Raw genomic sequence first — 25,343 nt, 5'->3', positions numbered from 1 at the left:
CTGGTGAGCGGAAGTGGTGTCAGGATCAGGGAATGTCGTGTCAGGTTCAGATGAACGCTTTGGCCAGCAGACCAGCCACCACGCCACCGATGATCGGGCCCACGATCGGCACCCACGAGTAGGACCAGTCGGAGCTCCCCTTGTGCGGAATCGGCAGCAGGGCGTGCGCGATACGCGGACCGAGGTCACGGGCAGGGTTGATGGCGTAACCGGTCGGACCACCGAGGGAGACGCCAATGGCCACCACTAATAGAGCGACGGCCAACGGGCCAAGGCCCGAGGGGCTACCGCCGAACAGGATGACGACAAAGACGAGCACGAAGGTGCCGATCACCTCGGTCAGCACATTCCATCCGTAGGAGCGAATCGCAGGTCCGGTGGAGAACGTGCCGAGGATCAGACCCGCGTCCTGCTCTTCGTCGTAGTGCTTCTTGTTCGCGAGCCAGCACAGGATGGCGCCGACGAATGCACCGCACACTTGCGCGATCAGGTAGGTCAGGATGTTGGGGAGGGTGGCGTGAATGGCCGGCAGGTTTCGAGCTGCGTCACCGACGTACAGGTCACTGCCGTTGGCCCACAGGCCTAGGGTGACCGCCGGGTTGAGGTGGGCACCCGTCCGGTAGGCCACGTACACACCTGCGAAGACGGCTAAACCCCAGCCGAAGCTGATCATGAGCCAGCCACCGTCTTTACCTTTGTTCTTGGTGAGCAAATTGTTGGCGACGACGCCGCCGCCCAGCAGGATGAGCATCGCGGTTCCCGCGAACTCGTGCAGGAAGATAGTTCCCATGCGTTCTCCTCGTTGAGTGGGATTCGCCGCGGGGACAGGGGAAGCGGCGAACCGTCATGGCAATGGTTGCGGGGCGGCAGACTCTTGATGCTCCGCACCCAATTTACTGAACAGTATCACCCGGCGTTTATCCGACGGGTTGATGGCAATGACACGGTCGCCGCATCCGGTCCGGTGCTGCGATGAACCGTATCGCACAGGGGAAATCGGCGGGCGGCGACGGCTCTTCCGGCTCCGCCCGCCGAGTTCACAAGACCTACGTCTTCGGCTTGAGGTTCCCCGGTCTAGCTCTCAGTGTGAGAAGCAGCGACCAGCTCAGCGACAGCGCTGGCGTCATCATGTGTGCCCTCGGCTGCGCGCTGTGCTGCGACGTGGCGCTTAAAGGCTTTCACCTCTTCACTGACGCGCTGCTCATCCCAGCCGAGATCTTCAGCCACCAAGGTGGCTACTTCGTCGGCGACTCCGACACCGCGGTCGGCGACTTCGTAATTCAGTCGCATACGGCGTTCGAGCAGGTCATCCAGGTGCACCACGCCTTCGTAGCGTGCCGCATACACGGCTTCGGCGCGCAGGTACCGTTCGGCTCCGGCTAGCGGCTGGCCGAGGGAGGAATCCTCGTCGATCAGCGCCAGCAGGTCGGGAAGCAGCGAACCGTAACGGCGCAGCAGCCGCTGAATCCGCTCAGCACTGAAGCCGTATGTGCGGGCGATGTCGTCGGCGCGGCCTTTGAGTTCTCCGTAGCCCTGGGCGCCGAGCAGCGGCACCGACTCGGTCAGGCAGGTCCGGTCGCGGTAGTGGTCGCGGATCGCGAAATCGACGACGTCCTCCGCCATCACGCGGTAGGTGGTGTATTTGCCGCCTGCAATCGCGGTCAGGCCGGGTTCGACCTCCATGACAGTGTGTTCGCGGGAGACCTTGGTGGAGGCTCCGGCATCTTTTCCGACGGGTTGCAGCAGTGGCCGCAGGCCCGCGTACACGCCGATCACGTCATCGCGGGTGAGGTTGTCGCTGAGGACCGCGTTGGCGTGCTCCAGCACATAGTCGATGTCGTCCGAGGTAGCCACGGGTGAATCCACGGCTTCATTCCACGGGGTGTCGGTCGTGCCGATAATCCAATAGGTGTCCCAGGGGATGATGAACAGCACCGACTTCTCGGTTTTGGTGATGACGCCGACGTCGGGATCTGCGGCGATGCGGTCTTTGGCGACGGTGATGTGCACGCCTTTGGAGGCCAGCACTTTCAGCCCGGTATCTGCCTGGGCGAGGTCTTGCTGCTGTTCGGTCCACACACCTCCGGCGAGGATGGTGCATCGCGCGTAGACGTCGAACTCTTGACCGGATTCTTCGTCGCGAACGCGAGCCCCTACTACTCGGTCGCCCTCGTGCAGGTAGTCCACCACTTTGACATAGTTGGCGGTGGCTGCTCCGCGGGCGCGGGCCGACCGGACCAGCACCTCGACGAAGCGGGCGTCATCTACCTGCGCGTCGTAGTACTCGAGTGCACCGGTGATGACGTCCAGATCCAGGGCGGGGAAACGCTTGCGCAGGGTGCCGCGGGTGTGGTGGCGATGCATGGGCACGGCCCGCTTCACGCCGGGCCGCACGGCCATCGCGTCGTACAGCAGGACGCCGGAGCCGATGAATGCGCGGTCGATGAACGGTTTTTCAAACGGGAACACGAAGCTGATCGGGTGCACCAGGTGCGGTGCGGTGTGCCGGATCATCAGGTCCCGTTCGCGCAGCGCTTCGGCGACGAGCTTGAAGTCGAGCATTTCTAGGTAGCGCAAGCCGCCGTGCATGAGTTTGGATGAGCGGGATGAGGTGCCGGATGCCCAGTCGGATGCTTCCAGCAGTCCCACATCCAGACCGCGCAGCGCGGCGTCGTAGGCGGCCCCCGCTCCGGTGACGCCGCCTCCGACGACGAGAACGTCGAGCGGCTTTGCGGCACTGGTCGCCGCTAACCTTTCAAGATCTTCGGCGCGCGTGGCGCGGGACAAGACTCCGGTGTCGGCCATGAACCTGCTCCTCGTTGACTGCGATACTGCCTTCGGGTCGGCGACGCGGCGCGGGCCGCGCGGTAAATCTGCCGGTGGACATCGTGGACGTTAATGGGTGGACCGCCAGCAGGGTGCCCACGCCTCAAGGCGCGGGCACTAGCGGGACCTATGTCCCCAATAATGCTGCATCTGTGCAATCTGGCGCGACCGAATGCACGTTCGTGCAGTTTTCGTGACATGATAGGGTGATGAGTCGCAGGTCACGCCAGGACGACGCCTACACCGCTGCACAGATGTACTACAGCGACGGCGACACCATGGAAGCCATCGCCTCCCGCCTGCGCGTATCGCGCTCCACCGTCTCCCGCCTGCTGCGCGACGCCCGGGACAGCGGAATCGTCCAAATCACACTGAAACCGCCCGGGCACGACGCCTCCCGCCTATGCCAGGAACTCGCCGAAATCTGGGGCGTGCGCGTGCACATCACCACCGTGCCCAACGAGCTCTCCGACCGCGAACGCATGGAGCGGGTAGCTACCGACACCGCCAAGCTCATGGACCAGCTCATCGCCCCCGATATGACAATCGCCCTCGCCTGGGGAACAACGATGGCCGCCGTCGCCCGGGCACTCACCCCGCGACCCGAAACAGGGGTCACCGTGGTCCAGCTGAACGGCGCGGTCAACACAGAAGGCGGCGGGCTCGGTCACGCCTCCTGGGTAATTTCCCAGTTCGCCCGCGCCTACGACGCCCAACCCCACCACTTCGCCGTACCCGCCTTCTTCGACCACGTCGAAACCAAACAGGCACTGTGGCGCGAACGATCTACCCGCCGCATCCTCGACCTGCAATCACGAGCACACCTCGCGGTATTCGGGGTGGGAACCTTTACCTCCGGGGTGCCCTCCCACGTGTACGCCTCCGGGTATCTCGAAAAAACAGACCTCGACCGGCTGCGCCGGCAGCGAGTCGTCGGAGATATTTGCACCGTTTTCCTGCAGGAAGACGGCACCTGGCAAGACGTCGATATCAATGCCCGCTGCTCTGGCCCCTCGCCCGAGGCGCTCTGCCACATTCCACGCCGCGTGCTGGTGGTCAGCGGCGCCAAGAAGGTTCCCGCTCTGAAGGCAGCGCTCATGGCGGGAGTCGCCACCGACATCGTGGTGGACGACATCACCGCCCGGATGTTGCTGACCTCATCCGACCGAGCAGCGGTCTAGCATCGCTGATTAGCCGTCTGGCAAAGAGCTATGGCGGGCAGTTACTCAACCCGGCGCCAATTGCGCAGACCGATCAACCCCAGCACACACCCCACGACCAGGGTCAGACACATCTTCCATACGCTGTCACCCGGCAGGCCGGAACCGGTGTAAACACTGACCAGCGCATCAAACCAGACCTTCAGCGGATTCCATTCGAGGATGTTTTGAACAATCGAGGGAAGCGCATCCAACGGCGCCGCGGCCCCCGAACCGAAGAAAAGAATAAAGAAAACAGCGGCACTGGCTGCCTGAATTGTGCGAGATCCAAACGGAAGAGTGCCCAAGAAAAACCCGGCCGCGCACAGGAACGCAATTAAGCCGAGGTTCAGCAGCAGGAAGATCGGATCAACACTCTCCGACCGCAGACCATGCCGAAGCCCGACCACCAAGATGATCACCGCGGATGCCAATGCGGTCAGCGTGAGCATCGACAACACCACCGCAACACCGAAAACACTTCCCGGCAGCGGTATAGACCGATAGCGCTTATCCACCTGGCGGGTGCGCAACTCGGCGATGTAAATAGGAAGACCCATCAGCAAGAGATTAGCCGACACGGTTCCAACCAGCGACGGAAACATCACGTCGATAAATCGCGACTGAGTATCCGGCAAGACCTCATTGGCGTACGGCATACCTATAAACACATAGATCACGAGCGGGAATGCCAGGGAGAAAAATATCGCCACGGGTTCACGGATCAGAAGAAGAAGTTCTTGACGATACCAACTGCCGATCATGCGGCCCCGACGTCCGGCGAGGGTTTGAGCCGACATTATCGCTCCTCAACTCGTAATGTGTGTGCGTCCTCGACGGTCTCATCGCCTATCGCGCCGTCCGATTCTTTCCCTGACTCAAGGTTGTTCATGACCACGGAGAACACGTCTTCTAGCCGCATAGGCCCATGCAAAACGTCGAGGTTGCCCTCCCCAGCAACAGACTGGATCTGCGCGGCAAGCGATGCCATCTGCTGAGAATTACCGATTACCACCAGCGAACTTCCGCTGCGGCCATACGGCCTGCCCGATGTAGCTACAAGCTCCACAACGGGTGGCGGAGGACTTGCGATACGCAACCGTTGGTCACCGTCTAAGGCCGACATCACCTCCGACACCGACCCAGACAGACGGATCTTCCCAGCGGCCATCACCAGCAATTCATCGGCGAACGCTTCAGCTTCTGCCATGTCGTGCGTTGACGCTAAAACAGCCACTCCCTGAGCGCTCAACGAACGCACGAAATCCCAGACAATCGCTCGACCTTCCGGATCGACCCCGCTGGTCGGTTCATCGAGAACCAACACCGGCTGCCTGCCGAGCGCCGCACACAAAATGTCGAGGCGCCGCCGCTGCCCGCCCGACAAATTGTCGACAGTCGCTTTCAGAAAGGCATCAACGCCCAACCGTTCGGCCATATCCCGCCAATCTGCAGGGTTCGCGTAGAGACAGGCGGTGGATCGAATAACCTCAATCACCTTAATCTTCGCGGGAAGCCCCGAACTTTGCAGCTGAACACCGACGTGATACCGGTGCTCGCCAGCGGGAACGACGGGAATCCCGGCAATCTGCGCCTGACCAGAGGTGAGCCGGCGCAATCCGACCAGCATCTCCATGGTTGTGGTTTTACCCGACCCGTTGGGGCCAACCAGAACAGTTGTCTTCCCTGCCTGAAGCGACAGATCAACGCCGTCCACAACATTTATGCCGTTATATGTTTTCACCGCGTGGCGAAGCGTGGCGACCATATCCGTATTACGGGAACTTCGGTGTCTAGCAGGTTGTGTAACCATCATTCACCATTCCTTCTCCAGAGGGGCGATTACTCAGCTGCATCCCTCAGCAGTGCGGGATGCCTGTTCACGGTATGTAGTTGTGCGACCTAGAAACCAATGCGACCTAGAAACCACATTGCGACGGGAGGACCTCGGCGACACCGGCGTCCACTCCAAGCGGCGAGCGCCACCGCCGAGGATACGGCAGTGACCGGCCTCCTCAGTTCCCTAAAGCGTTTTGAATCAGGGTAAACACCGACACCACGGTCAGGAGCACACTAAACAGCAGGGTGAGGGTTGACGGCCTGGCTTTTGCCGACAGTGGCCCACCGAGCAGCCCCCCAACCGCGGAGCCCACAGTGAACAAAATTGTAACTTGCCAGTCAATGACGACATTGGTCCCGATCCGTGATATCAGGCTGCTCGCGGAGGCAATCACCATCACCAGCAACGAGGTACCGGACGCCTTCTTAATGTCAAGACCCAAAACCAGCACCAGCATCGGAACCACGACGAAGCCTCCGCCGACCCCGAAGAACCCGGTGAGAAACCCGGTGCAGAGCGCCGCGAGAGCCACCTTCACTATCGAAATTGAGGTAGGTGCGGCTTTCATGCTCACAGGGGCATCCGGAGCGTCAGGGACAGACCCCCCAGCCTCTGGCACCCGCACCAGGGATGCCGCTGCTGATTCCTTGCGTCTGAGCGAGATGCCTTTGTACCCCATGAGAACGGCCACCGTCAGCAGCATCAGGCCAAACAGCACCATCAGCAGCCATCCCGGAATCAGCAGTGCCGAGCGCGACCCCACGAAGGCGCCAATAATGCTGATCAGGCCATACACCAATCCGCGCCCCCACACCACGTGCTTGCTGCGGGCGTGATGCACAATGCTGGTCAGTGCCGTCGCCAGGGCGATGAGAAGAGAGCTCACCGATGCGGCATGCGGATTCTGACCCAGGATGTAGACGAGAACCGGTACCGCAAACACACTACCCGCCCCGAGCGTGCCTACGACAAGTCCAATCGCAAGGCCGACGAAAATCGATGCAATGGCAATTTCCATGCGATTGGTCTCCCGAGCCGATGGTGCCCATTCACTGAGTCGCCGACCGCGCCGGGAACGAGATGGACATTCAGCCCTATGGTAGACAACAAATGGCAGGGACCTCGCCTTACCTCCGCTTAACCTGGCGCGTCCGGTTCGCACTCGTGCAGGTCCTGCTCCTGGCGATGCTCCTCCTCATCGTGTTCACGCAGGTCGCCCACACTCTTGCAGGTCCTGCTTCTGCCCGCAAAGCTATAAGCAGTCACCGATGTTCTCACGCCCGCACTCTGCCTGAGCATGCGGCGGCTCGGACCCTTCACCTCGGCAGGAGCTGTGATGCCACGCCCCCGAATTGTGGTATGCGGATTGCATATCGAATCCAGCACCTTCACACCCCATCGTTCTCGCGCCCGTGACTTTTCGATCCGCAGGGGGCAACAGCTGCTCGAACAGGACCCGCTTCTATCGGGTCCGCTGAGGGATGCGGCTGATTGGGTCGGAATTATGCATGCTCGCGCCCTGCCAGGTGGGCAGGTTGTGCGTGAGGATTACCTGGCTTGGCGAGACGAAATCTGCTCAGGGCTGGCCGTTGCACAGGAGCACCAGCCTTTGGACGGTCTCTTTTTCGATATTCACGGCGCGATGGCGGTCGAAGGGATGCTCGACGCCGAGGGCGACCTGATCACTGCGATTCGCCAGGTCATCGGTAAAGACGTGATGGTGTCGGCATCAATGGACCTGCACGGGAATGTGTCGCATACGCTGTTTAACGGTTGTGACCTGCTGACCTGTTACCGCACGGCCCCGCACGTCGATGTGCAGGAGACCCGCGAGCGCGCGGTGCGAAATCTCCTGGCGGCTATCGACTCATACCCGGTTCGACCCTACAAGGCCCTCGTCCACGTCCCGATCCTGCTGCCTGGCGAAATAACATCGACCCGGGTCGAGCCTGCTGCGTCGCTGTACGCGGAGATCCCGCACCTGGCTGCACAGGACGGGGTTATGGATGTCTCGTACTGGATCGGGTTTGCTTGGGCCGATGAACCGCGCTGCCAGGCTGCGGTCGCTGCCGTCGGATTCGACCGCGACGCGGTGGATGCGGCAGCCCTGCACCTCGCCCGGGCCGTGTGGCGGGCTCGGCACGAGTTTGCCTTCGTCGCTCCGACGGCCAGTATCGAGGAGTGCCTGGATATCGCGATGGCATCGTCTCAGCGACCATTCTTCATTTCTGATTCCGGAGATAATCCGGGAGCGGGCGGCGCCGACGATGTCACGGTGGCGCTGGACGCGCTTTTGCGCCGCGACGAGGTCCGGTCGGGTGCGACGACGGTGTTAGTGGTCTCGCTGGTGGATCCAGTCACTGTGCAGCACGCGTGGGACCTCCCGGAAGGTGGAGACGGAACATTTACGGTCGGCGGTCGGATCGATTCGCGTCCCCCAGGTCCAGTGCCGTTGAGGGCCCGGGTGGTGGCGCGTTCTGAGGCCCCCGACACTGGCCCGGCGGTCCGGCTCAATGTCTTGGCCCGGGCTGATTGCCCTCAACCAGGCCATCACTTATCGGCAGATATCGCTAAACCGACGTGCAGGGCTAGCTCAGATGGCGTCGGGGCTCCCTTGGAATCCAGCATCTCGGCGGATCGTGAGGCGCCAACGGGCCTGGACTTGGTGCTGACCTCCCGCCGGGCTCAATACGGCAAGGCGGAGATGTTTTCGCGTCTCGGTGTCGATCCAGGGGATTACGATCTCGTCGTGGTGAAGATGGGGTATTTGGAGCCGGATCTCTTTGCCGTGCAGCAGGGTTGGATGATGGCACTGACGCCGGGTGGGGTGGATCAAAACCTTAGGCGACTGGGTCATCGGCAGATCGCTCGCCCCATGATTCCGTTCGATCCTGAGATCCCTGAGCCCGGCGACGCGGATATTGTTCGGGGTTGGTGAGACCTCGTCGGCACGGTGGGGCGACAGGGGCAACACGGCGACATGGGCAACACGGCGGCGGAGCGGCAGCACTGAGGCACTGAGGCACTGAGGCACTGAGGCACTGAGGCACTGAGGCACTGAGGCACTGAGGCACTGAGGCAGAGTATCGCCGGGCATTTAGGTGCTGAATCAGCGTTGGTTTCCCTTTCAGTGGTCAGCACCCTTTTAGCTGATGGGGATCCGTTTCGAGGGTCGCCGTCCCATTCGACGGTCCCGACGTGCCGGGCTAAGGTGTACCGCGGTGGAGAATCATTATTCTCTATTCTCTGTCCTTGCCAACGATGCAGTAGCGCCCCCAAAGCGCAGCAAACACACCGATCGGAGCTTTATCGTGCCCGCCACCACAACATCGAACCCTTTACTTGCCTTCATCGCCCACCTAGACCGTCTCGGCGCACACCTGACCCGCGTGGGATTAATCGTGGTCACACTGTGGATCGGATTGCTGAAACTGGCCCGCTACGAAGCCGACGGCATTGTACCGTTCGTAGCAAACAGCCCCTTCTTCAGCTGGATGCTGACAAACCCCGAACAGTATCGCCAGCACAAGAACCCCGAAGGCGCGCTGAACCCCACCAACCGAGCCTGGCATGAGGCCGCCGGCACCTACCCGACAGCACTGTTCATCGGTGCAATTATCGTGCTGCTCGGCCTTCTGATCGCCGCCGGATGGATCAACCCGTGGTTCAGCATGATCGGCGGCCTGCTGCTCACCGGCATGAGCCTGGTCACCCTATCCTTCCTGGTCACCACCCCCGAAGCCTGGGTACCCAACCTCGGTGCCGAAACCCACGGCTTCCCGTTCCTGTCCGGAGCAGGACGCCTAGTCATTAAGGACGCGATCATGCTCGGGGCATCCCTGTGGGTCGCAAGCGATTCGGCCCGACTGCTGCTCGCCCGTCGTCAGGCAAAAGCTGCATCGAACCTCAGCGATACCGCCACCGCGAGCGCATAACCCACACCCGACGCCCCGCATGCCCCACACGCACCACATGCACCCCGGGGCCTTAAGTGATCCGTCCCACCTCAGTGACCCAGTGCTTGCGCAGAAACTAAGGTGGCCCTAATTTCGTTTCCGTGATGACAATGTTTCGGAATTCTGAGCCGTCGCGCGACCGCGCCTCAGCGCAGGCGCACAATGCGGCCCAATCTGCCCCGTCCACGGGTGAACAGACCTCCGAAACCCCCCTCGGCACGCGCTCGGTATGCCTGGCCTACGACGGCACCCGAGTTGTTCACGACGTCGACGCCAGCATCCAGCGCGGCCGAGTCACGGTCCTCATCGGGCCCAACGGAAGTGGAAAATCCACGCTGCTGCGCGCCATGTCAGGCCTGCACCGAGCCCAGACAGGTCGCGTTGAACTCGGCGGACGCAGCATTAGCGACCTCTCGCCGCGCGAACTCGCCACCCACTTAACACTGCTCTCACAAAACCGCCCCACCCCGGGCGGTTTCACCGTCCAAGACGTCGTCGCATTCGGACGGCACCCGCACCGCTCCCGCTTCACCTCCCGCGACCCACACGGACCTGCCGCCATCGCCGGCGCGCTCGAGGCAACCGGACTCACCGATCTTTCTCACCGCCCCGTTGACACCCTGTCCGGTGGCCAGATGCAGCGGGTTTGGCTGGCCTCATGCCTCGCCCAAGACACCGACATCCTGCTGTTGGACGAACCCACCAACCACCTCGACTTGCGCCACCAAGTTGAGCTCCTGCGCCTGGTCCGTTCCCTCGCCCGCAGCCGTCACCTGGCTGTCGGCATTGTTTTGCACGACTTGCAACAAGCCGCCGCTGTCGCCGACGACATCGTCCTACTGTGCGAGGGGCGGGTCGTCGCCACCGGATCCCCCCGCGAGGTCCTTACGGCTGACCGCCTTCGGGAGGTGTACGGCGTCGACGTCGACGTCAGCACCCACGAAACCACCGGCCTGCTGCGCATCGACCTGCTCGGTGCCCTCGCCCATCTCGACGACAACACCCCCACCGCTCAGCATGCCGCCACACTCGGTGCCGCATGAACTAAACCACACCGACAACCGCACTTTGAGCAGGTCAGCGCACCGTTAACGACTGCATTACAACCCATTGCACGTATCCCCTCTCCCCCACTCGTAGCCCTGGAGGCACCATGTCACTGTCCCGCCGCTCTCTCATCCGCTTTGGCACCACCGTTCCGTTGCTCGGCCTCGGACTTGCCGCCTGCGGCACTACCGAACCTGCCAAGGATGCGCCTGCCGCATCCAGTAGCGGAGGCGGACCCATCACTGTGGAGGATGTCAAAGGCAAAGATGTCACCCTTCCCAAGCCCGCCACCAAGGTTGTCGCGCTCGAATGGAGCAGCGTCGACGACGTGCTGTCTGTCGGCGGCCCGCTGATCGGCATCACCGATATCAAGGGCTACGGCGAGTGGGCGGGCAAAGCTAACCCTCTGCCTGCGGGGATGAAAGATGTCGGGTTGCGCACCACCCCGAGTATCGACGCGGTGGCGGCGCTCGCCCCCGATCTCATTCTCGGAATCGACGCATCTATTCCCGACAATGCTCTGGACCAAATGGGCAAGATCGCGCCGGTGTTGCTGCTGAAGGGTGCCGATGCCACCCGCCCCCTGGACCTCATGCGTCAAAACCACCTGGTGACCGGCGAAGTCGTCGGGAAGAAAGCTCAAGCCGAGGAAAACCTCGCAGCCTTTGACAAGCATCTCGACCAGGTGAAGGCCAAGCTCACGCCCGCAGCTGACCAGCCCTACCTGTTTATCTACCCCTATGTGACCGGTGGTCAGGTGACCTTCCGCGTGCATGGAAACCGATCGCTGCCCGGAGCCGCCGCCAATAAAGCGGGACTTAAGAACGCGTGGAATGAGCCGGGGGACGACGGCTGGGGCCTTGGCACCTTGGATCTGGAAGCACTCACCAAGATTCCCGAGAACACCCGCATCTTTTACTGGGCCGATCCGACAAACGACCCCGTCAAGAACGATCTGAGCAAAAACGCGGTGTGGACCTCAATTCCCGCGGTCAAACGCGGTGACGTCCACCCCGTAGCCCAGGGCCTTTGGATTTACGGCGGCCCGAAGCCTTTGAGCATGTTCATCGATCAGCTGGTAGGCGTCTACGCGTGAGCGCAGCCGCCGCAGCTAACCTGACCAACCCCTCCGATTCCATCCGCTCAGCTGGTCTCACGCAGTGCTCGAGCCCGGTGCGACCCACAGGCGGCCAGACCGGCCGCCCTGACCACCACCCGGCGCGACGCAATCATCACCCGGCGCGGCGCCGGGGAGAGCTCATACCCTTTGTGCTGGTCGTTGCCCTGCTGACACTGGCGATCATTCCGCTCAGCATCGTGCACCTTTCCCAGGGCACCTCTGACCTCGGATGGAATGACGTGGTGCAAACCCTGACGGGCACTGCCGACGCCCAGACCAGCACGATCATCACCACCACCCGCGTGCCCCGGCTGCTCGCCGGGATCATCGTAGGGGCGATGCTCGGACTGTCAGGTGCGCTCCTCCAGAGTCTCTCGCGCAACCCGCTGGCATCAGCCGACACCCTGGCGATCAATGCCGGAGCGTATTTCTGCCTGACCGTCGCTGCGGTGGCCGGGTTCGGGGTCGGAACCCTCGGCGGGACCATCCTCGCCTTCGGCGGCGGCATGGCTGCGGCTCTTATCGTCATGATGCTCGCCCGCGGCGCCCGCGACCCGCTGCGGCTGGTGCTCGGCGGCACCGTCCTCACCATGGGACTCACCTCCCTGACCGGCCTGCTGATCCTGCTCAACACCGAGCGCACCACCGGGCTATACGCGTGGGCATCGGGGACCCTTTCACAGTCCAGTATGGGACCGCTAGCCCGCATCACTCCGCTAGCCATCGTCGTGGCCGCGGTCATCTTCCTGCTGTCTCGGCAGCTCGATGTGCTGTCACTCGGAGAGGACGCGGCGCGCACGCTCGGCGTCCGGGTCGGGCTGCTGCGTTCAATCAGCGTGGTCTGCGCGGTGCTGTTGGCCGCGGCGGCGGTCAGCGTGGTGGGACCACTCGGTTTTGTCAGTCTGGTCGCCCCCGTCGTCGCACGGCTGCTCGCCCCCCGGCTGCGGATGCTCCGGCTGACCGCGCCGCTCTTTATCGTCTCGGCGCTGCTGGGAACGCTCATCTCAATCGGCGCCGACGTCGGCCTGCGGGCAGGTCTTGGGGCTATGGGCGCACTCGAAGTACCCACCGGGGTGGCCACCAGTTTGATTGGCGCCGTGGTGATGGTTGTGCTGGCGGTCGTGCTCGGGCGGGCGCGTCCAGTCGGTTTAGACTCGGCGGCGCTGCTAGCTTCTCGCGGTCTGCCCACCAACCGCTGGTGGGGGCCACGACGCACCGTTGCGCTCGGCATTGCGTTAGCCGTGGTCGCGATCCTCATCGCGGTTTTGCTGGGCGATGCGAAACTTCTGCTCGGTGACGTGGTGAATTGGCTGCGAGGACAGGCCAGCGGACGCATCGAGTTAATCCTCGATTCTCGGTGGCCTCGGGTGGGAGTCTCGGCTCTGGCCGGAGGACTGCTTGCGCTCTCCGGGGCGCTGGTCCAGGCCACAACCCGCAACCCCCTCGCGGATCCGAGTCTGCTCGGGGTGAGCGCGGCCGCAGGCACCGGTGCGATCACCTCCCTCATTCTGGTTCCGTCTGCGGGTTTCAGCGGTGTGATCACCGGTGCGTTGATCGGGGCTGCTATTGCCGCGGCGATTGTGCTGGGCCTTGGGGTGAGCGGAGGCGGCGACGGCAGCACCCGTTTGGTATTAGTTGGCCTTGGGGTCGGTACCGCAGCTCTGTCGATTACCACCCTGATCATCGTGGGAACTGACCCGTGGGATCAGGCCAAAGCGTTGACCTGGCTCTCTGGTTCCTCGTACGGTGCCAGTGGAATCCGGGTAATTGTGGCCGCTGTGGTTCTTGCCATCGGTGTGGCTGTCGCGTTTGGCATTGCTCGTGCGCTCGACCTGGTTCAGCTGGACCCCACCACTCCGCGGGTGCTCGGGGTTCGGGTGGGTGCCTTGCGCTGGGTGACGCTCGTTCTCGCAGTGGTCTTAGCAGCGACTGCGACCGCGGTGGTCGGGGTGATCTCGTTCGTCGGTCTCGTCGCCCCTCACGCTGCGCGAATGCTGGTCGGCCCCCGGCACCGTCCGCTGCTGATTCTTGCAACGGCTTTGGGCGCGCTGCTCGTGGTGGTTGCCGACGTGATCGGGCGAACTGTGATCGCTCCAATGCAGTTGCCTGCTGGTACCACGACCGCGGTCATCGGCGCACCCTATTTCCTGTACTTGCTGGTGCGGCTGAACCGGGCCGGGCGCAAAGGATAGACGCCTTTGCAGGCCGGCCCTTCGGGGTCGAAAGCTTTGCAGGGTTCAGGGGTGAGCTGCGGCCTTTGAACAGCAGATACACCGATGGTTCGTGATCGTCGGGCTTAGACGTCGCGAAGATCAACCCCGAAGATGCGGTTGAGGTCGGTGACGGTGTTGCGCATTCCGCGCGCATCCGAGGGCGTCAGCGGGAACGGCATGGATTCGCCAGGATGATCAGGGTGAGTGACTTTCGGATGTCCCTTGCCCCAGGACACGTCGAACCCTGCCCGACGCAAACGAGCAATGAGATCAGAGTTGGTCGTGGGATAACGGTTTCCGGGGCCTCCGGAGTAAGAGCGTCTGACAACCTGCACACCGGTGGATTCAGCTCTGGCTTGGTCACGCAGGGCTCGGGAGCGGGAATAGACGGACAGGATCGACCCAGTGTCGTGGGCGACGACCGCGCAGACATCCCCTTTGAGACGGTAATCCGCGCTACCTCGATCCGATAGCCATTCTTCGTCAGGTTCGCAGGCCGCTTCGACGACTTGGTCGAGGGTGAAACCGCAGCGGTCAGCGTATTCCCTGGCGCCGGGCAGAATTTCAAAACCTCGGTACAGGTTTTCCGGGGGCACGATGTGGTCGGTGCGGCGGAATGTGAGTTCGCCACCGCTTTCAATGGTGGCGTACCGCTGGGCACCGTCGTGGGCGGCTGATCGCTGCGGACTGCGCACCAGCACAGGGTGCGACGCCTTGTTGAAGGGATTCGGGCGTTCATCACCGAGGGCCGTGGTGGGCTGGTGCGCATCGCCGGAGTTTGCGCTGGGCGGTAGGTGTCCGTCCCGGGGGCGGATGCTTTCTTCCAGCGCCTTCATGAGGTCCAGTGGCGAGGGAGCGTGCGCATCATCGTCGTGATGTTTGCCTTGCGCCTGGTCAGAGCCCGGGGTTCGGTGGCGGCTCGGAGTTTTCGCTAGGTCCAGTGGTGACGGGATCGGACGCAGAGTCGCCACTTTGGCTGCGCCGGGAGGTTGGATCTCATACTGCTGCGCCATCGCCTCGGCAACCTGGTCCATTAGTCTTGCGGCAAGGCGGGCAGCATCGACGGGCGCAATTCTCAGCGCGCGGTCATGGCCGTCCCCCTCCACGCTAAAGTCCAGGTCGTCGCAGGAGATCAGAAGTTCTGCCAGGCTATGGCGTGTCCGGTCTCCCACGTGGGGATGGGCATCTTCCGAGGACACGTGATGGGTCCTTTCCTCAATGATGACTCATTGTTCAACTACCGCTAGGTCAGCCACCAGGGTACGCCGCACGCACACCAGTACCTACCAACACAACCCAAATTTGGCGCTCAGGCAACCATCAAAGGTACCCCGAACTCCGCACCAAAGAACTGCGTTTATCCCAGCAATTGTTGCAGTTCACCACAGCAACATACCGCAACTTTACGTCACGTGACGGCGTCACTCCCGCAAAACATATGGATTTCCACAGCTTCAGACACGGTCACTCGCGGATATCTGACCACTCGGTCGAACACTGCCGCACCTGCTCAAAACGCCATCCGACAACTCCCACCACAATGCCGACCACATCGGCAAGAACATCCCAAGCATCCGCCGAACGCCCCGACAACAGCCACCCCTGAACCAACTCGATAACCCCCGCATGACACAGCAGCAGCAACACCACCCAGCCCGCCGGGAACCGACGACGCGGCGCAAGAATCCTCAGCAAAGCCCACGCCGTGAGCGCAAACACCACACCATGAACAACTTTGTCCAAGCCCGGAATAGTGAGGCCGCCCGGAACCGCAGGCACCTTAGGCAGGTAAAAACCGACGTTGGCCACAATAGCCACCGCCACGAACACCAGCCGCCATACGGTTGAGGCGCCCACGGCACGCAGCTCCTGCGGAATACGGGCGATGAAGTCCGACATGCACTCATGGTACGGGTAGCAAAGCGAAAGCTCACTCGCAAGCCCCTAGAGGTCGGATGTTCTACCCTGATGGCGGCATCACTCGTTAATCCCTCATGTCACGCTAGGTGGTACGACCCGCGAAGTCGCAGCAGCCTGCTTCGTGGGCCATCCCCAAGCCACAAAGAACTCCACACCGAGACAGGATGCGGCGCCGGTGCTGAAAGTTGATGAAGTTTCTCTTAAGTATGGGCGCCGCCTTGTCGTCGACAAGGCGAGTTTGCACCTGGAACCAGGCACAAGCGCTGCGATTATCGGGCGTTCCGGGTCCGGCAAATCATCCCTCCTATCCGCGATCCTCGGCCTCGTTAAGCCCTCGACAGGAGTCATCACAGTCAATGGCGATGATGTCTCGAAAATGTCTAAGCAACAAAAACAGGAATACCTAAGACACACTGTCTCCATGGTGTTCCAACACGGCGAACTGATCGATGAACTTGAACCCATCGAGAACGTCGCAGTAGCCGCTCTGCTGTCCGGGTCCAGCAGAACCGAAGCTTTCGACGCCGCTAAAAAACTTCTCGAGGATCTTTCCCTTCCCACCACAGGCATCCTCACCCGCGACATATCCGGCGGCGAACGACAGCGCGTAGCCATCGCCCGGGCGCTAATCACCAAACCCCAGCTTGTGCTGGCCGACGAACCCACCGGATCCCTCGACACCGAATTCCGAGACATGGTCGGGGATCTAATACTGTCCATCCCCGAGCGTTGGGGAAGCGCAGTCCTCATGGTCACCCACGACCTCGACCTCGGACACCGAGCCGACGCGGTCTACCAACTTGTGCCATCCGAAGACGGCCCGGCCCACCTCAATGCCCTATGAACACCGCAACCAAACATCACCCCCAGGCGGCATCCAAAACAGCAACCCGCTCGGCCCGGGAAGACCGACGCTACTGGTACACCCTGGGGCGCACCATCCACCGCTCCCGCCCCGACCGACACATACCCTCAATCCTGCTCGCCTTGGCCACGTTCTTCCTGATCCTGTCCTACGCAGCTATCGGCATCATTTTGGCGGCATACCAAGAAGGACTTGAACGAGACTACAAAAGGTCCCCAGACATCACCGCAGGCTACGCCCTTCCCGGTGAGGGAGCGCTAAAAATCATAAACGTAACCGCGCTTAATTCATCGTTCATCGCGATGATTATCGCGCCGGGGCCTAACTCAGTATTACCCCCTGGGCTCTCTTCGTGGCCCGAACCGGGCGAGGTGCTGCTATCTCCCGCCTTAGCCGCGTCCCCTGAAGGTGACACTACTGTTCAACGATATGGCACACGGGCACCGGGAACCATCGGTCGCGAAGGGCTCATCTCACCGGACGAAAAACTGGCCTACATACGACCTCGAGCAGGAACTTTCGACGAATCTTCCGCGCACCCCCTGAATGGCCGGAAGCCCCCTACAGATATCTCGCCATTCAATAGTGCAGATGCGGGAGGAATAAGTTCGATTCCACCGGTTGAAACACCGCTCGGTTTAGCGATTATCTTCTTGATCCTTCCCGCCACCATCTTAATGCTCGCCGGCGCACGCGTCGGTTCCTCAAAGCGCGACCGACAACAAGTTGTCATGACGATCCTGGGGGCCAACGCGGCGCAACGCAGGGCATTCGTGGCTGGCGCTACTCGACGCCCCATGTTGGTGGGGGCCTTAGCTGCCACCGCCGTGCTAGCGACCATCTGCTTAGTTGACGTCCGTCTACCGTATGTCAGCTACCCCATTCTCTCTGCGGACATGCGGGCCAACTTGCCCCTACTTATCGGGTTCTATGCACTCGGAGGGATGACCAGCTTCGGGATTGTGTGGTGGACTAATCGCACCCGCCTAGCAGCCATGTCCACACGCCTTCACGGAAAGCCATTTCGCGAGCGTTGGTGGAAACTCGCCGCACTTCCCATCGCGTGTTTTTTACTAGTTACGCTCGTGACCTGGAGTCTGAAACACACCGACAACTACGCCCGCACACTGATTGCTTATACGGGGATCTTTTTCGTTGCATTAACAATTCCCTCATTCATCGGATCCCTTTGCGCGGGCGCGGCCCGAGTCCTTGTGACCATAGGTCGCCACACCGGAGCCACCGGCCTACTCATCGGGGGTCGCCAAGTTCTTAACGGTGCAAAGTCGACTCGCCGACTCACAGCAGCCATGACCCTGGTCATCGTTCTCACTGGCCATGTGATGGTGATGAGCACAATGACCGACACCGCAGAAGAACATGCACTGACCCAGGAAAATCTCTCCCGTGGGACCATCGCTCGTGTTGAGTGGGAAAATATTCCCCAGCTTCAAACAACATTGCGTGCAATGATCGATGACCGCTTTGGTTACCTTAAAATTGAACGGCCCGACTCCCAGAAGCGCCCTGGAGATGCGATCATTACCGGCACGTGCCCAACACTCCAGAAAATCGTGTTCAGCTGCCAGAACACCACTCTCACCGTTGATCAATTTCCCAAGTCCCGAGAAGTAGAACTCATCGTCACGAACGACGGATTTTCCAAGCTTGAAGTCATCGTTGAAGACCCTTTAATTCCTCATAAAGATCACCACAATTACCTAGGAAGTGCTTCATACTACCTCACATCCCTAAACGAACAGCCCATTCCATTCGAGCATTTTCGCCAGCAACTTGTCCGCCACATCATTCCGGGACCAGGTCTCACAGACCCCGGTCAAGAGGCACGCGCCCTTTCAGATAGCCGCCTAGAGCAGGCGCGCTGGCTACCGTTTTACGGAACCTTAGCCGCAGTTATGCTCGCTTTGGCGATCAGCGGCAGCATCCTCGGAGATTCTCGTACTTCTAGCGACCGTACCGGCGTGCTAAGCATGTGGAGTCCAAAACCAGGCGTGCTGATCAGTATCAGTCTGGCGCGAGTCCTTATCCCAATGTGCATCGCCATCGGGGTTGGGATCGGTGTTGCCTACTGGACCACACTGCCCTTCACCCTCCCACCAATCAACGGCTACTTCCCGCCGGGCTACGTCATCGCCACCACCGTACTACCCCTGCTCGCAGCCCTCGCCATGACCGCCATCTCGGTAATAACCCAACGCGAACGCCTGCGCCAATGGCGACCCGGAGCCACCAACTAACCCGACGGACACAGCGCAGCAGCAGGGCCTGATTCAAATCACGATCAGGCGAACACCACACAGCTCCAGCCCCACGCGAACACCCGTCCTTGTTAGTCCAGATGCCCTAACCGCCCGGGTCCACGAAAGGACCCGGGCACCGGCGACCCCGCGCCGCACACCTGTCTAAGCCAAAGGACCGAGCACCCGCTCCACCTCAGCGAGCAGACGACCAGTGGCCAGCAGCGATTCAGCGGATGCGAGATCCGGGGCGAGGAAACGGTCCGGCCCTGGGCCGGGCACGCTCGTGCGCAGCAGGTTAAGGGCCGCTTCGGTGGCGGGCGACGGAGCGAGCGGCGAGCGCATATCCATCCCGCGCGCTGCCGCCACCAGCTCAATTGCCAGCACTCGACGCAGATTCCCCACCGCCAGGCGCAGTTTGCGAGCGGCATGCCAGCCAAGCGAGACGTGATCCTCCTGCATCGCGGAGGAGGGAATCGAATCGACGCTCGCCGGCACCGCAAGGCGTTTATTCTCTGCGACCAACGCAGCCTGCGTGTACTGGGCGATCATGAGCCCTGAATCCACACCCGGGTCATCCGCGAGGAAGGCGGGCAGGCCGTGCGAGCGTGCTGGGTCGAGCAGGCGGTCGGTACGTCGCTCGGCAATGGACGACAAATCGGCAACGGCTACCGCCAGGAAGTCCAGAACATAGGCGACCGGCGCGCCATGGAAGTTCCCGTTCGAGGTGACAGTGCCGTCTTCAAGCACCACCGGGTTGTCGATCGCCGCGGCGAGCTCACGGGTTGCCACGGTGCGGGCGTGCTCGAGGGTGTCGCGTACTGCCCCGGCGACCTGTGGGGCGCAGCGCAGTGAATAAGCGTCCTGCACCCGGGAGGCACTGCGATGCACCTCCTCCACGATGCCCGACCCTTGCAAGAGCGCAAACAGGTTGGCCGCTGAGGCGCTCTGGCCGGGATGAGGCCGCAGCGGGCCGTGCAGTTCAGGGCGGAACACCGCGTCTGTGCCGAGCAGCGCTTGCACACTGAATGCGCAGGTCACGTCCGCTATCCGCACTAGTTGGTCGAGGTCAGCAATCGCCATGAGCAGCTGGCCGAGCATGCCGTCGGTGCCGTTAATCAGCGCGAGGCCTTCTTTTTCGGCCAGCACCACCGGGGTGATGTCGTGTTCTGCAAGCAGGTCGGCGACGGGTCGTTCGTGTCCATCCTGATCGCGCGCCCGTCCCTCTCCCATCAAAACTAGTGCGCAGTGCGAGAGCGGGGCGAGGTCGCCTGAGCAGCCGAGCGAACCATACTCGTGCACAATCGGCGTGATCCCGGCGTTTAGCAGGGCGAGCATGGTCTCCACGACTTCGGGACGCACCCCGGTTCGCCCTGAGGCCAGGGTGCGGGCGCGCAGCAGCATCATGGCGCGCACCACCTCGCGTTCTACCTCGGGGCCGATGCCTGCCGCATGTGAGCGGATTAGTGAGCGTTGCAGGGCGGTGCGCTGACTGGGCGGGATGTGTTTATTCGCGAGCGCACCAAACCCGGTGGACACCCCGTAGACCGGGCGGTCGGCGTGGGCGAGGGCGTCGATATGGGCGCGGACCTGCGCTACCGTGCGTCGGGATTCCTCGGTCAGCTCAACTCGTGCCCCGTCGCGCGCCACGGCCAACACATCAGCTGCGGTGAGCCCTTGAATCCCGAGGCGGACGACAGACTCAGCAGCAGCTGTATCGGAGCCCAGGTGGCCTCCTCCCGGGCAGCCTCCTCCTATGTCGGGAGTCAGGCCGTCTCGATGCACGTCGGGGGACGGGGTGGGCTGCTGGTTCATCAAACGTTCTCCTGATTTATCGAGTCAATGGTCGGGGAAAGAGTCGGATTGGTTACCGAGGGTCAGCTCGGCGGCCGAAGACCGGATCGGTAGCCAGAGACCGACCCCACGGGCAAAGGCCAGACCCGCGGTAAAGTTCAGACCCGCTGGCAACGGCACGATCTGTGTCCACGGCCAGATCCGCCTCCAACGCCTAGGGCTCACACGATGCGCTCGCCTGCCCGCCACACGCTGTGCGTCATCGGCATCCCTGGCCGGTAGGCGAGGTGAATCGCGGCGGGGGCATTAAGAACATGAAGGTCAGCGCGATGCCCGGGGGTGATACGGCCAATGGGAGCCCAGGTCTGTTCAGGGCCGGGATGGGTGCGCGCTGCCAGCGATTCGGCGTCCCGGCGCAGAGCTCTGGCCCCGCCGAGGGTTGCCGCCGCCACCGCTTCGGCGATGGACAGCCCCATCTGCAACACGGCGGTGCTCACGCAAAATGACATGGACGTCGTATAGGAGGTGCCCGGATTGCAATTGGAGGCAAGAGCGATGCTCACCCCGGCATCCAACAGGCGCCGCGCCGGGGCCAGCGGGGCCCGCGTGGACAGATCGCAGGCGGGCAGAACCGTCGCCACGGTTTCCCAACCCGGTTGCGCCCTAGCCCCGTCGGCAGCGTGCCCACCCCCGGACCCGGCGAGCGCATCGACGTCTCCATCGCTCAGATAGTTCACGTGATCCACGCTCGCAGCGCCGCATTCCACCGCGAGCCGAACCCCGGGCCCAGGTCCAAGTTGATTGCCGTGAACCCGAAGCCCCAAGCCTGCGGCCTTCGCTGCGGTCAGGACCCGATGGGATTGGGTCTCATTGAACGCGCCGCGTTCACAGAACACATCGGCCCAGAACAGTCGGGACCCTCCAGACTCTCCCGCGGCGGTGATCACTGCGTCGAGCATGGGGCCGGCCACGTCCTCGGTGTACAGGTCGGCGTCTTGTCCGTCGGGAACTAGGTGGGCTCCGAGGAACGTCACCTCGTCGGCGTGGCGGGATGCTATGCGGGCAGCCCGCGCTTCCTGGTCGATGCTCAGCCCGTATCCGGTTTTGGTTTCGATATAGGTGGTACCGCCTCGACGCGCCTCGTCGATGCGTGCCGTGATCAACGCATCCAGTCGGTCATCGCTAGCTGATCGGGTGGCGTCGGTGGTGACCGAAATACCACCGGCCTGGTACGACTCCCCTGCCATCCGGGCCGCGAATTCTGCGGACCGGTCGCCATCGAAAACGAGGTGAGTATGGGAGTCCACCCACCCGGGCAAGACGGCTCGGCCTTCCAGGTCGGTGTGCCGATCAGCGGCGGGGGCGTGCGCGGCGGGTCCGACCCAGGCAATTAAACCGTCGTCGATGACGATGGCGGCATCGTGCAGAACCGGGGCGATATTTGCGTCGTGCAGCGGTGCATCGAGAGTGGTCAGCTCACTAATCCCGGTTATCAGCTCACTGGTCATCAGGCCTCCTGACCCGGTCGACCTCACCGTGACGCGTCATGGCCCGTAGTCCTTTCCGCGGGTACTTCTGCATGTTCTTCCGAATCTCTCAGACGGGGCGGCATCGGGATCCGCACACCGCGCTCGGTAGCGACCTGGGCCGCGCGGGAATATCCGGCGTCCGTATGCCGCATCACGCCAAGAGCCGGATCGTTCGTGAGTAGGCGGGTGAGTTTTTCCGCAGCTAAGTCCGTGCCATCAGCTACCCCCACTTGCCCCGCATGGATCGAGCGGCCAATACCCACGCCTCCGCCATGGTGAATGGAGACCCAGGTCGCGCCGGAACTGGTCGAGGTCAGGGCGTTCAGCAGCGGCCAGTCGGCGATGGCGTCCGAGCCGTCTAGCATGCCTTCGGTCTCTCGGTAGGGTGAGGCGACGGAACCGGAGTCGAGGTGGTCACGGCCAATCACAATCGGGGCTTTCACTGCGCCGTCGCGCACCAGCTGGTTAAACAGCAGCCCTGCCCGGTGCCGTTCACCGTAGCCCAGCCAGCAGATACGTGCGGGCAGACCCTCGAACTCCACGTATGTAGCCGCTGCGTCCAGCCACCGGTGCAGATGCTCATTCTCGGGGAACAGGTTTTTGAGCGCGGCATCGGTGACCGCGATGTCGTTCGGGTCACCAGACAGCGCCACCCACCGGAATGGTCCCAGCCCTTCGCAGAACAGTGGCCGAATGTAGGCGGGGACGAACCCGGGGAACTCGAAGGCGCGGTGGTATCCAGCCAGACGCGCTTCGTCGCGGATCGAGTTCCCGTAGTCAAAGACCTCTGCGCCTTCGTCCTGGAACTCCACCATGGCGCGCACATGCCGGGCCATCGCTTCGCGGGATTTCTTGGTGAACCCTTCCGGGTCGGCGGCAGCCTCGGTATGCCAGTGCTCCACATCGAACTCGGTGGGCAGATAGCTGAGCGGATCGTGGGCGCTGGTCTGGTCGGTCACAACGTCCACATGCACCTCGCCGGCACGGTGGCGGCGCAGCATTTCGGGGAAAACCTCCGAGGCGTTGCCCACCAGCCCGACAGACAATGGACGACGTTCCTTGACAGCTGCCGTTAAACGGCTGATGGCCTCATCCAGGTTGGGCGCCACCTCGTCGAGATACCGTTTGGCAAGGCGCCGCCGCAGACGTGACTCGTCAACGTCCACCACCAGCACCGCGCCCCCGTTCAGGGTCACCGCAAGCGGCTGGGCTCCACCCATCCCGCCACAGCCTGCGGTCAGTGTGAGCGTCCCAGCCAGGGTCGGTTCAGACAGTCGGCCTTCGGCGTTCAGCTTTCGAGCCACTGCCGCAAAGGTTTCAAAGGTGCCTTGCAGGATCCCCTGGGTGGCGATGTAGATCCACGAACCCGCAGTCATCTGGCCGTACATCATGAGTCCTTCGGCTTCGAGCCTGCGGAACTCGGGCCAGGTCGCCCAGTCGCCGACCAGGTTGGAGTTGGCGATCAGAACTCGCGGCGCCCACGGGTGGGTGCGGATGATGCCGACGGGTTTCCCCGACTGGACTAGCAGTGTCTCGTCGTCTTCCAGTTCTTTCAGGGAGGCGATGATGGCCTCAAATGCGTCCCAGGAGCGGGCTGCACGCCCGGTTCCGCCGTACACCACGAGGTCATCGGGGCGTTCGGCCACCTCGGGGTCGAGGTTATTCATGAGCATTCGCAGCGGCGCTTCGGTTTGCCAGCTCTTGGCCGTCAGCTCGGTGCCGCGGGGGGCTCGGACTGCGCGAGGACCCGCGGGGGTGTGGGTCGAGTCAGATTGCGGGGGCATGAGGTTTGACGGCGGGGACAGTGGTGCAGGTGACGTTGCTGGCGCAGGAGTGTGTTCGGTGGTCATCGTGGTCCTTCCCCATCGAAAAGTGGCGCTCGGGCCCGGACGGCCCTTCCAGGAGACCACATTGAACCGACGCTGCTTCACACTCACCACACGGTACTGTCCGGGATTACGGATAATGCGGTGCTCTGTGAGCTACGGCTTCCGACCGTGCAGGGCCCGGGTCAGATCATCGGCAGCGCGACGCACTGCCCGCGCAAAACGTGCCGCTTCCTCCTCCCCGGCTCTCGTATCAACCCAGGTCAACGCCACTGCCGCTGCAGGCATCCCAGCATGATCGCGGGCAAGCGCCGCCACTGAGGCGAAACCTTCCGTCACCTCCCCGCACTCATGCGCCACCCCATCGCGACGGACTTGCTTGAGTAAATCCTTCAGTTCCCGCGGACTGCGTGGGGCGGCCGCTGAGGTGCGATGCGTGAAATCTTCGACACTGCTATACAGCACGTTGACGTGCGCCGGAGGCAAACCCGCCAGCAACGACCGACCGCTAGCCGTCAAATGAGCGGGGATACGAACCCCCACATCCGTCACCAGCGACGGTCGATTTCGGGCGCGTTCTTCAACGATGTACAGCACATCCCGGCCATGCAGCACCGCCAAATGCCCGGACTCTCCGATCTCATCGACCAACCGTTCCATCACCGGTCGACCAACCCGAGCCAGAGGCGCCTGCCGCGAATAGGCACTGGACAGAGCGAATGCGGCGGGCCCAAGCCCATAGAGGCGTTCTTCGCGCAGATGAAGAACGAACCCGTGCTCGGTCAGCACCGACAGCAGGTCGTACACGGTTGAGCGCGGCAACTGAAGTTCAGCAGCGAGTCGAGCGGCAGGCACCGGTCCGCGCTGAGCAGACAGATGCGCGAGCACCCGCAAAGTAGCATCGGCGGCGGGAACTTTTGATGACATGATGTGGCCAGCATGCCACCTAG

General features: G+C 62.5%; 19 protein-coding genes. 8 read left to right on the top strand and 11 right to left on the bottom strand.

Annotated elements, in window-relative coordinates; translation table 11 throughout:
- Positions 1-46: 46 nt before the first annotated feature.
- On the bottom strand, positions 47-790 hold the full coding sequence (locus BN1724_RS09275; RefSeq protein ID WP_058235127.1) for an MIP/aquaporin family protein: 744 nt from the start codon (positions 788-790) through the stop codon (positions 47-49).
- A 284-nt stretch (positions 791-1,074) separates the two neighbouring features.
- Complete coding sequence (locus tag BN1724_RS09270; RefSeq protein WP_058235126.1) at positions 1,075-2,805, bottom strand: glycerol-3-phosphate dehydrogenase/oxidase; 1,731 nt, start codon at positions 2,803-2,805, stop codon at positions 1,075-1,077.
- 230 nt (positions 2,806-3,035) lie between these two features.
- Here BN1724_RS09270 and BN1724_RS09265 point away from each other — a divergent pair, with 230 nt between their 5' ends.
- Positions 3,036-4,007 (top strand): sugar-binding transcriptional regulator, encoded by a 972-nt coding sequence (locus BN1724_RS09265; protein ID WP_058235125.1) that lies wholly within the window; start codon positions 3,036-3,038, stop codon positions 4,005-4,007.
- A 41-nt stretch (positions 4,008-4,048) separates the two neighbouring features.
- Here BN1724_RS09265 and BN1724_RS09260 read toward each other — a convergent pair whose 3' ends face one another.
- The 3 genes from BN1724_RS09260 to BN1724_RS09250 all read right to left on the bottom strand — a co-directional run bounded on the left by BN1724_RS09260 (position 4,049) and on the right by BN1724_RS09250 (position 6,883).
- On the bottom strand, positions 4,049-4,825 hold the full coding sequence (locus BN1724_RS09260; protein ID WP_058235124.1) for an ABC transporter permease: 777 nt from the start codon (positions 4,823-4,825) through the stop codon (positions 4,049-4,051).
- Complete coding sequence (locus tag BN1724_RS09255; RefSeq protein WP_157085847.1) at positions 4,825-5,793, bottom strand: ABC transporter ATP-binding protein; 969 nt, start codon at positions 5,791-5,793, stop codon at positions 4,825-4,827. Before BN1724_RS09255 ends, BN1724_RS09260 begins: the two co-directional genes overlap by 1 nt.
- 247 nt (positions 5,794-6,040) lie before the next feature.
- Positions 6,041-6,883, bottom strand: a complete 843-nt coding sequence (locus tag BN1724_RS09250) for a sulfite exporter TauE/SafE family protein (RefSeq protein WP_058235123.1) — start codon at positions 6,881-6,883, stop codon at positions 6,041-6,043.
- A 318-nt stretch (positions 6,884-7,201) separates the two neighbouring features.
- Between BN1724_RS09250 and BN1724_RS09245 the strand changes: the two genes are divergently transcribed.
- The 5 genes from BN1724_RS09245 (at position 7,202) to BN1724_RS09225 (ending at position 14,180) form a co-directional block, all read left to right on the top strand.
- Positions 7,202-8,803 (top strand): M81 family metallopeptidase, encoded by a 1,602-nt coding sequence (locus BN1724_RS09245; RefSeq protein ID WP_058235122.1) that lies wholly within the window; start codon positions 7,202-7,204, stop codon positions 8,801-8,803.
- A gap of 373 nt (positions 8,804-9,176) precedes the next feature.
- Positions 9,177-9,800 (top strand): DUF417 family protein, encoded by a 624-nt coding sequence (locus tag BN1724_RS09240; protein WP_231928212.1) that lies wholly within the window; start codon positions 9,177-9,179, stop codon positions 9,798-9,800.
- 125 nt (positions 9,801-9,925) lie between these two features.
- Positions 9,926-10,864, top strand: a complete 939-nt coding sequence (locus tag BN1724_RS09235; RefSeq protein WP_231928211.1) for an ABC transporter ATP-binding protein — start codon at positions 9,926-9,928, stop codon at positions 10,862-10,864.
- Between the two features lie 110 nt (positions 10,865-10,974).
- Positions 10,975-11,964, top strand: a complete 990-nt coding sequence (locus BN1724_RS09230) for an ABC transporter substrate-binding protein (protein ID WP_058235121.1) — start codon at positions 10,975-10,977, stop codon at positions 11,962-11,964.
- Positions 11,961-14,180 (top strand): iron ABC transporter permease, encoded by a 2,220-nt coding sequence (locus BN1724_RS09225; protein ID WP_058235120.1) that lies wholly within the window; start codon positions 11,961-11,963, stop codon positions 14,178-14,180. The genes BN1724_RS09230 and BN1724_RS09225 overlap by 4 nt, the downstream gene beginning before the upstream one ends.
- Positions 14,181-14,284: 104 nt before the next feature.
- On the opposite strand, the gene BN1724_RS09220 is transcribed toward BN1724_RS09225, so the two are convergent.
- Together BN1724_RS09220 and BN1724_RS09215 are read right to left on the bottom strand one after the other, a co-directional pair.
- Complete coding sequence (locus BN1724_RS09220; protein WP_058235119.1) at positions 14,285-15,400, bottom strand: hypothetical protein; 1,116 nt, start codon at positions 15,398-15,400, stop codon at positions 14,285-14,287.
- Between the two features lie 265 nt (positions 15,401-15,665).
- Positions 15,666-16,100 carry a VanZ family protein gene (locus tag BN1724_RS09215; protein ID WP_058235118.1) on the bottom strand — a complete coding sequence of 145 codons (435 nt, stop codon included), beginning with the start codon at positions 16,098-16,100 and terminating at the stop codon, positions 15,666-15,668.
- A gap of 196 nt (positions 16,101-16,296) precedes the next feature.
- Between BN1724_RS09215 and BN1724_RS09210 the strand changes: the two genes are divergently transcribed.
- Both BN1724_RS09210 and BN1724_RS09205 read left to right on the top strand, forming a co-directional pair.
- Positions 16,297-16,965 carry an ABC transporter ATP-binding protein gene (locus tag BN1724_RS09210; RefSeq protein ID WP_058235117.1) on the top strand — a complete coding sequence of 223 codons (669 nt, stop codon included), beginning with the start codon at positions 16,297-16,299 and terminating at the stop codon, positions 16,963-16,965.
- A complete protein-coding gene (locus tag BN1724_RS09205; RefSeq protein WP_058235116.1) occupies positions 16,962-19,244 on the top strand; it encodes a hypothetical protein in 2,283 nt (760 codons plus the stop codon). The genes BN1724_RS09210 and BN1724_RS09205 overlap by 4 nt, the downstream gene beginning before the upstream one ends.
- Before the next feature lie 165 nt (positions 19,245-19,409).
- Here BN1724_RS09205 and hutH read toward each other — a convergent pair whose 3' ends face one another.
- The 4 genes from hutH to BN1724_RS09185 form a co-directional block, all read right to left on the bottom strand.
- Positions 19,410-21,059: a histidine ammonia-lyase gene (gene hutH, locus BN1724_RS09200; RefSeq protein ID WP_084252930.1), complete on the bottom strand. Its 1,650-nt coding sequence runs from the start codon at positions 21,057-21,059 to the stop codon at positions 19,410-19,412.
- Between the two features lie 200 nt (positions 21,060-21,259).
- Positions 21,260-22,546 (bottom strand): amidohydrolase family protein, encoded by a 1,287-nt coding sequence (locus BN1724_RS09195; RefSeq protein WP_058235115.1) that lies wholly within the window; start codon positions 22,544-22,546, stop codon positions 21,260-21,262.
- A gap of 23 nt (positions 22,547-22,569) precedes the next feature.
- Positions 22,570-24,351 (bottom strand): urocanate hydratase, encoded by a 1,782-nt coding sequence (gene hutU / locus BN1724_RS09190; protein WP_058235917.1) that lies wholly within the window; start codon positions 24,349-24,351, stop codon positions 22,570-22,572.
- Positions 24,352-24,549: 198 nt separating this feature from the next.
- Complete coding sequence (locus BN1724_RS09185) at positions 24,550-25,320, bottom strand: IclR family transcriptional regulator (RefSeq protein ID WP_157085845.1); 771 nt, start codon at positions 25,318-25,320, stop codon at positions 24,550-24,552.
- Positions 25,321-25,343 lie beyond the last annotated feature (23 nt).

It is taken from the genome of Devriesea agamarum, from assembly GCF_900070355.1.
GTDB lineage: Bacteria > Actinomycetota > Actinomycetes > Actinomycetales > Dermabacteraceae > Devriesea > Devriesea agamarum.
This window is presented reverse-complemented; position numbering and strand designations above follow the sequence as displayed.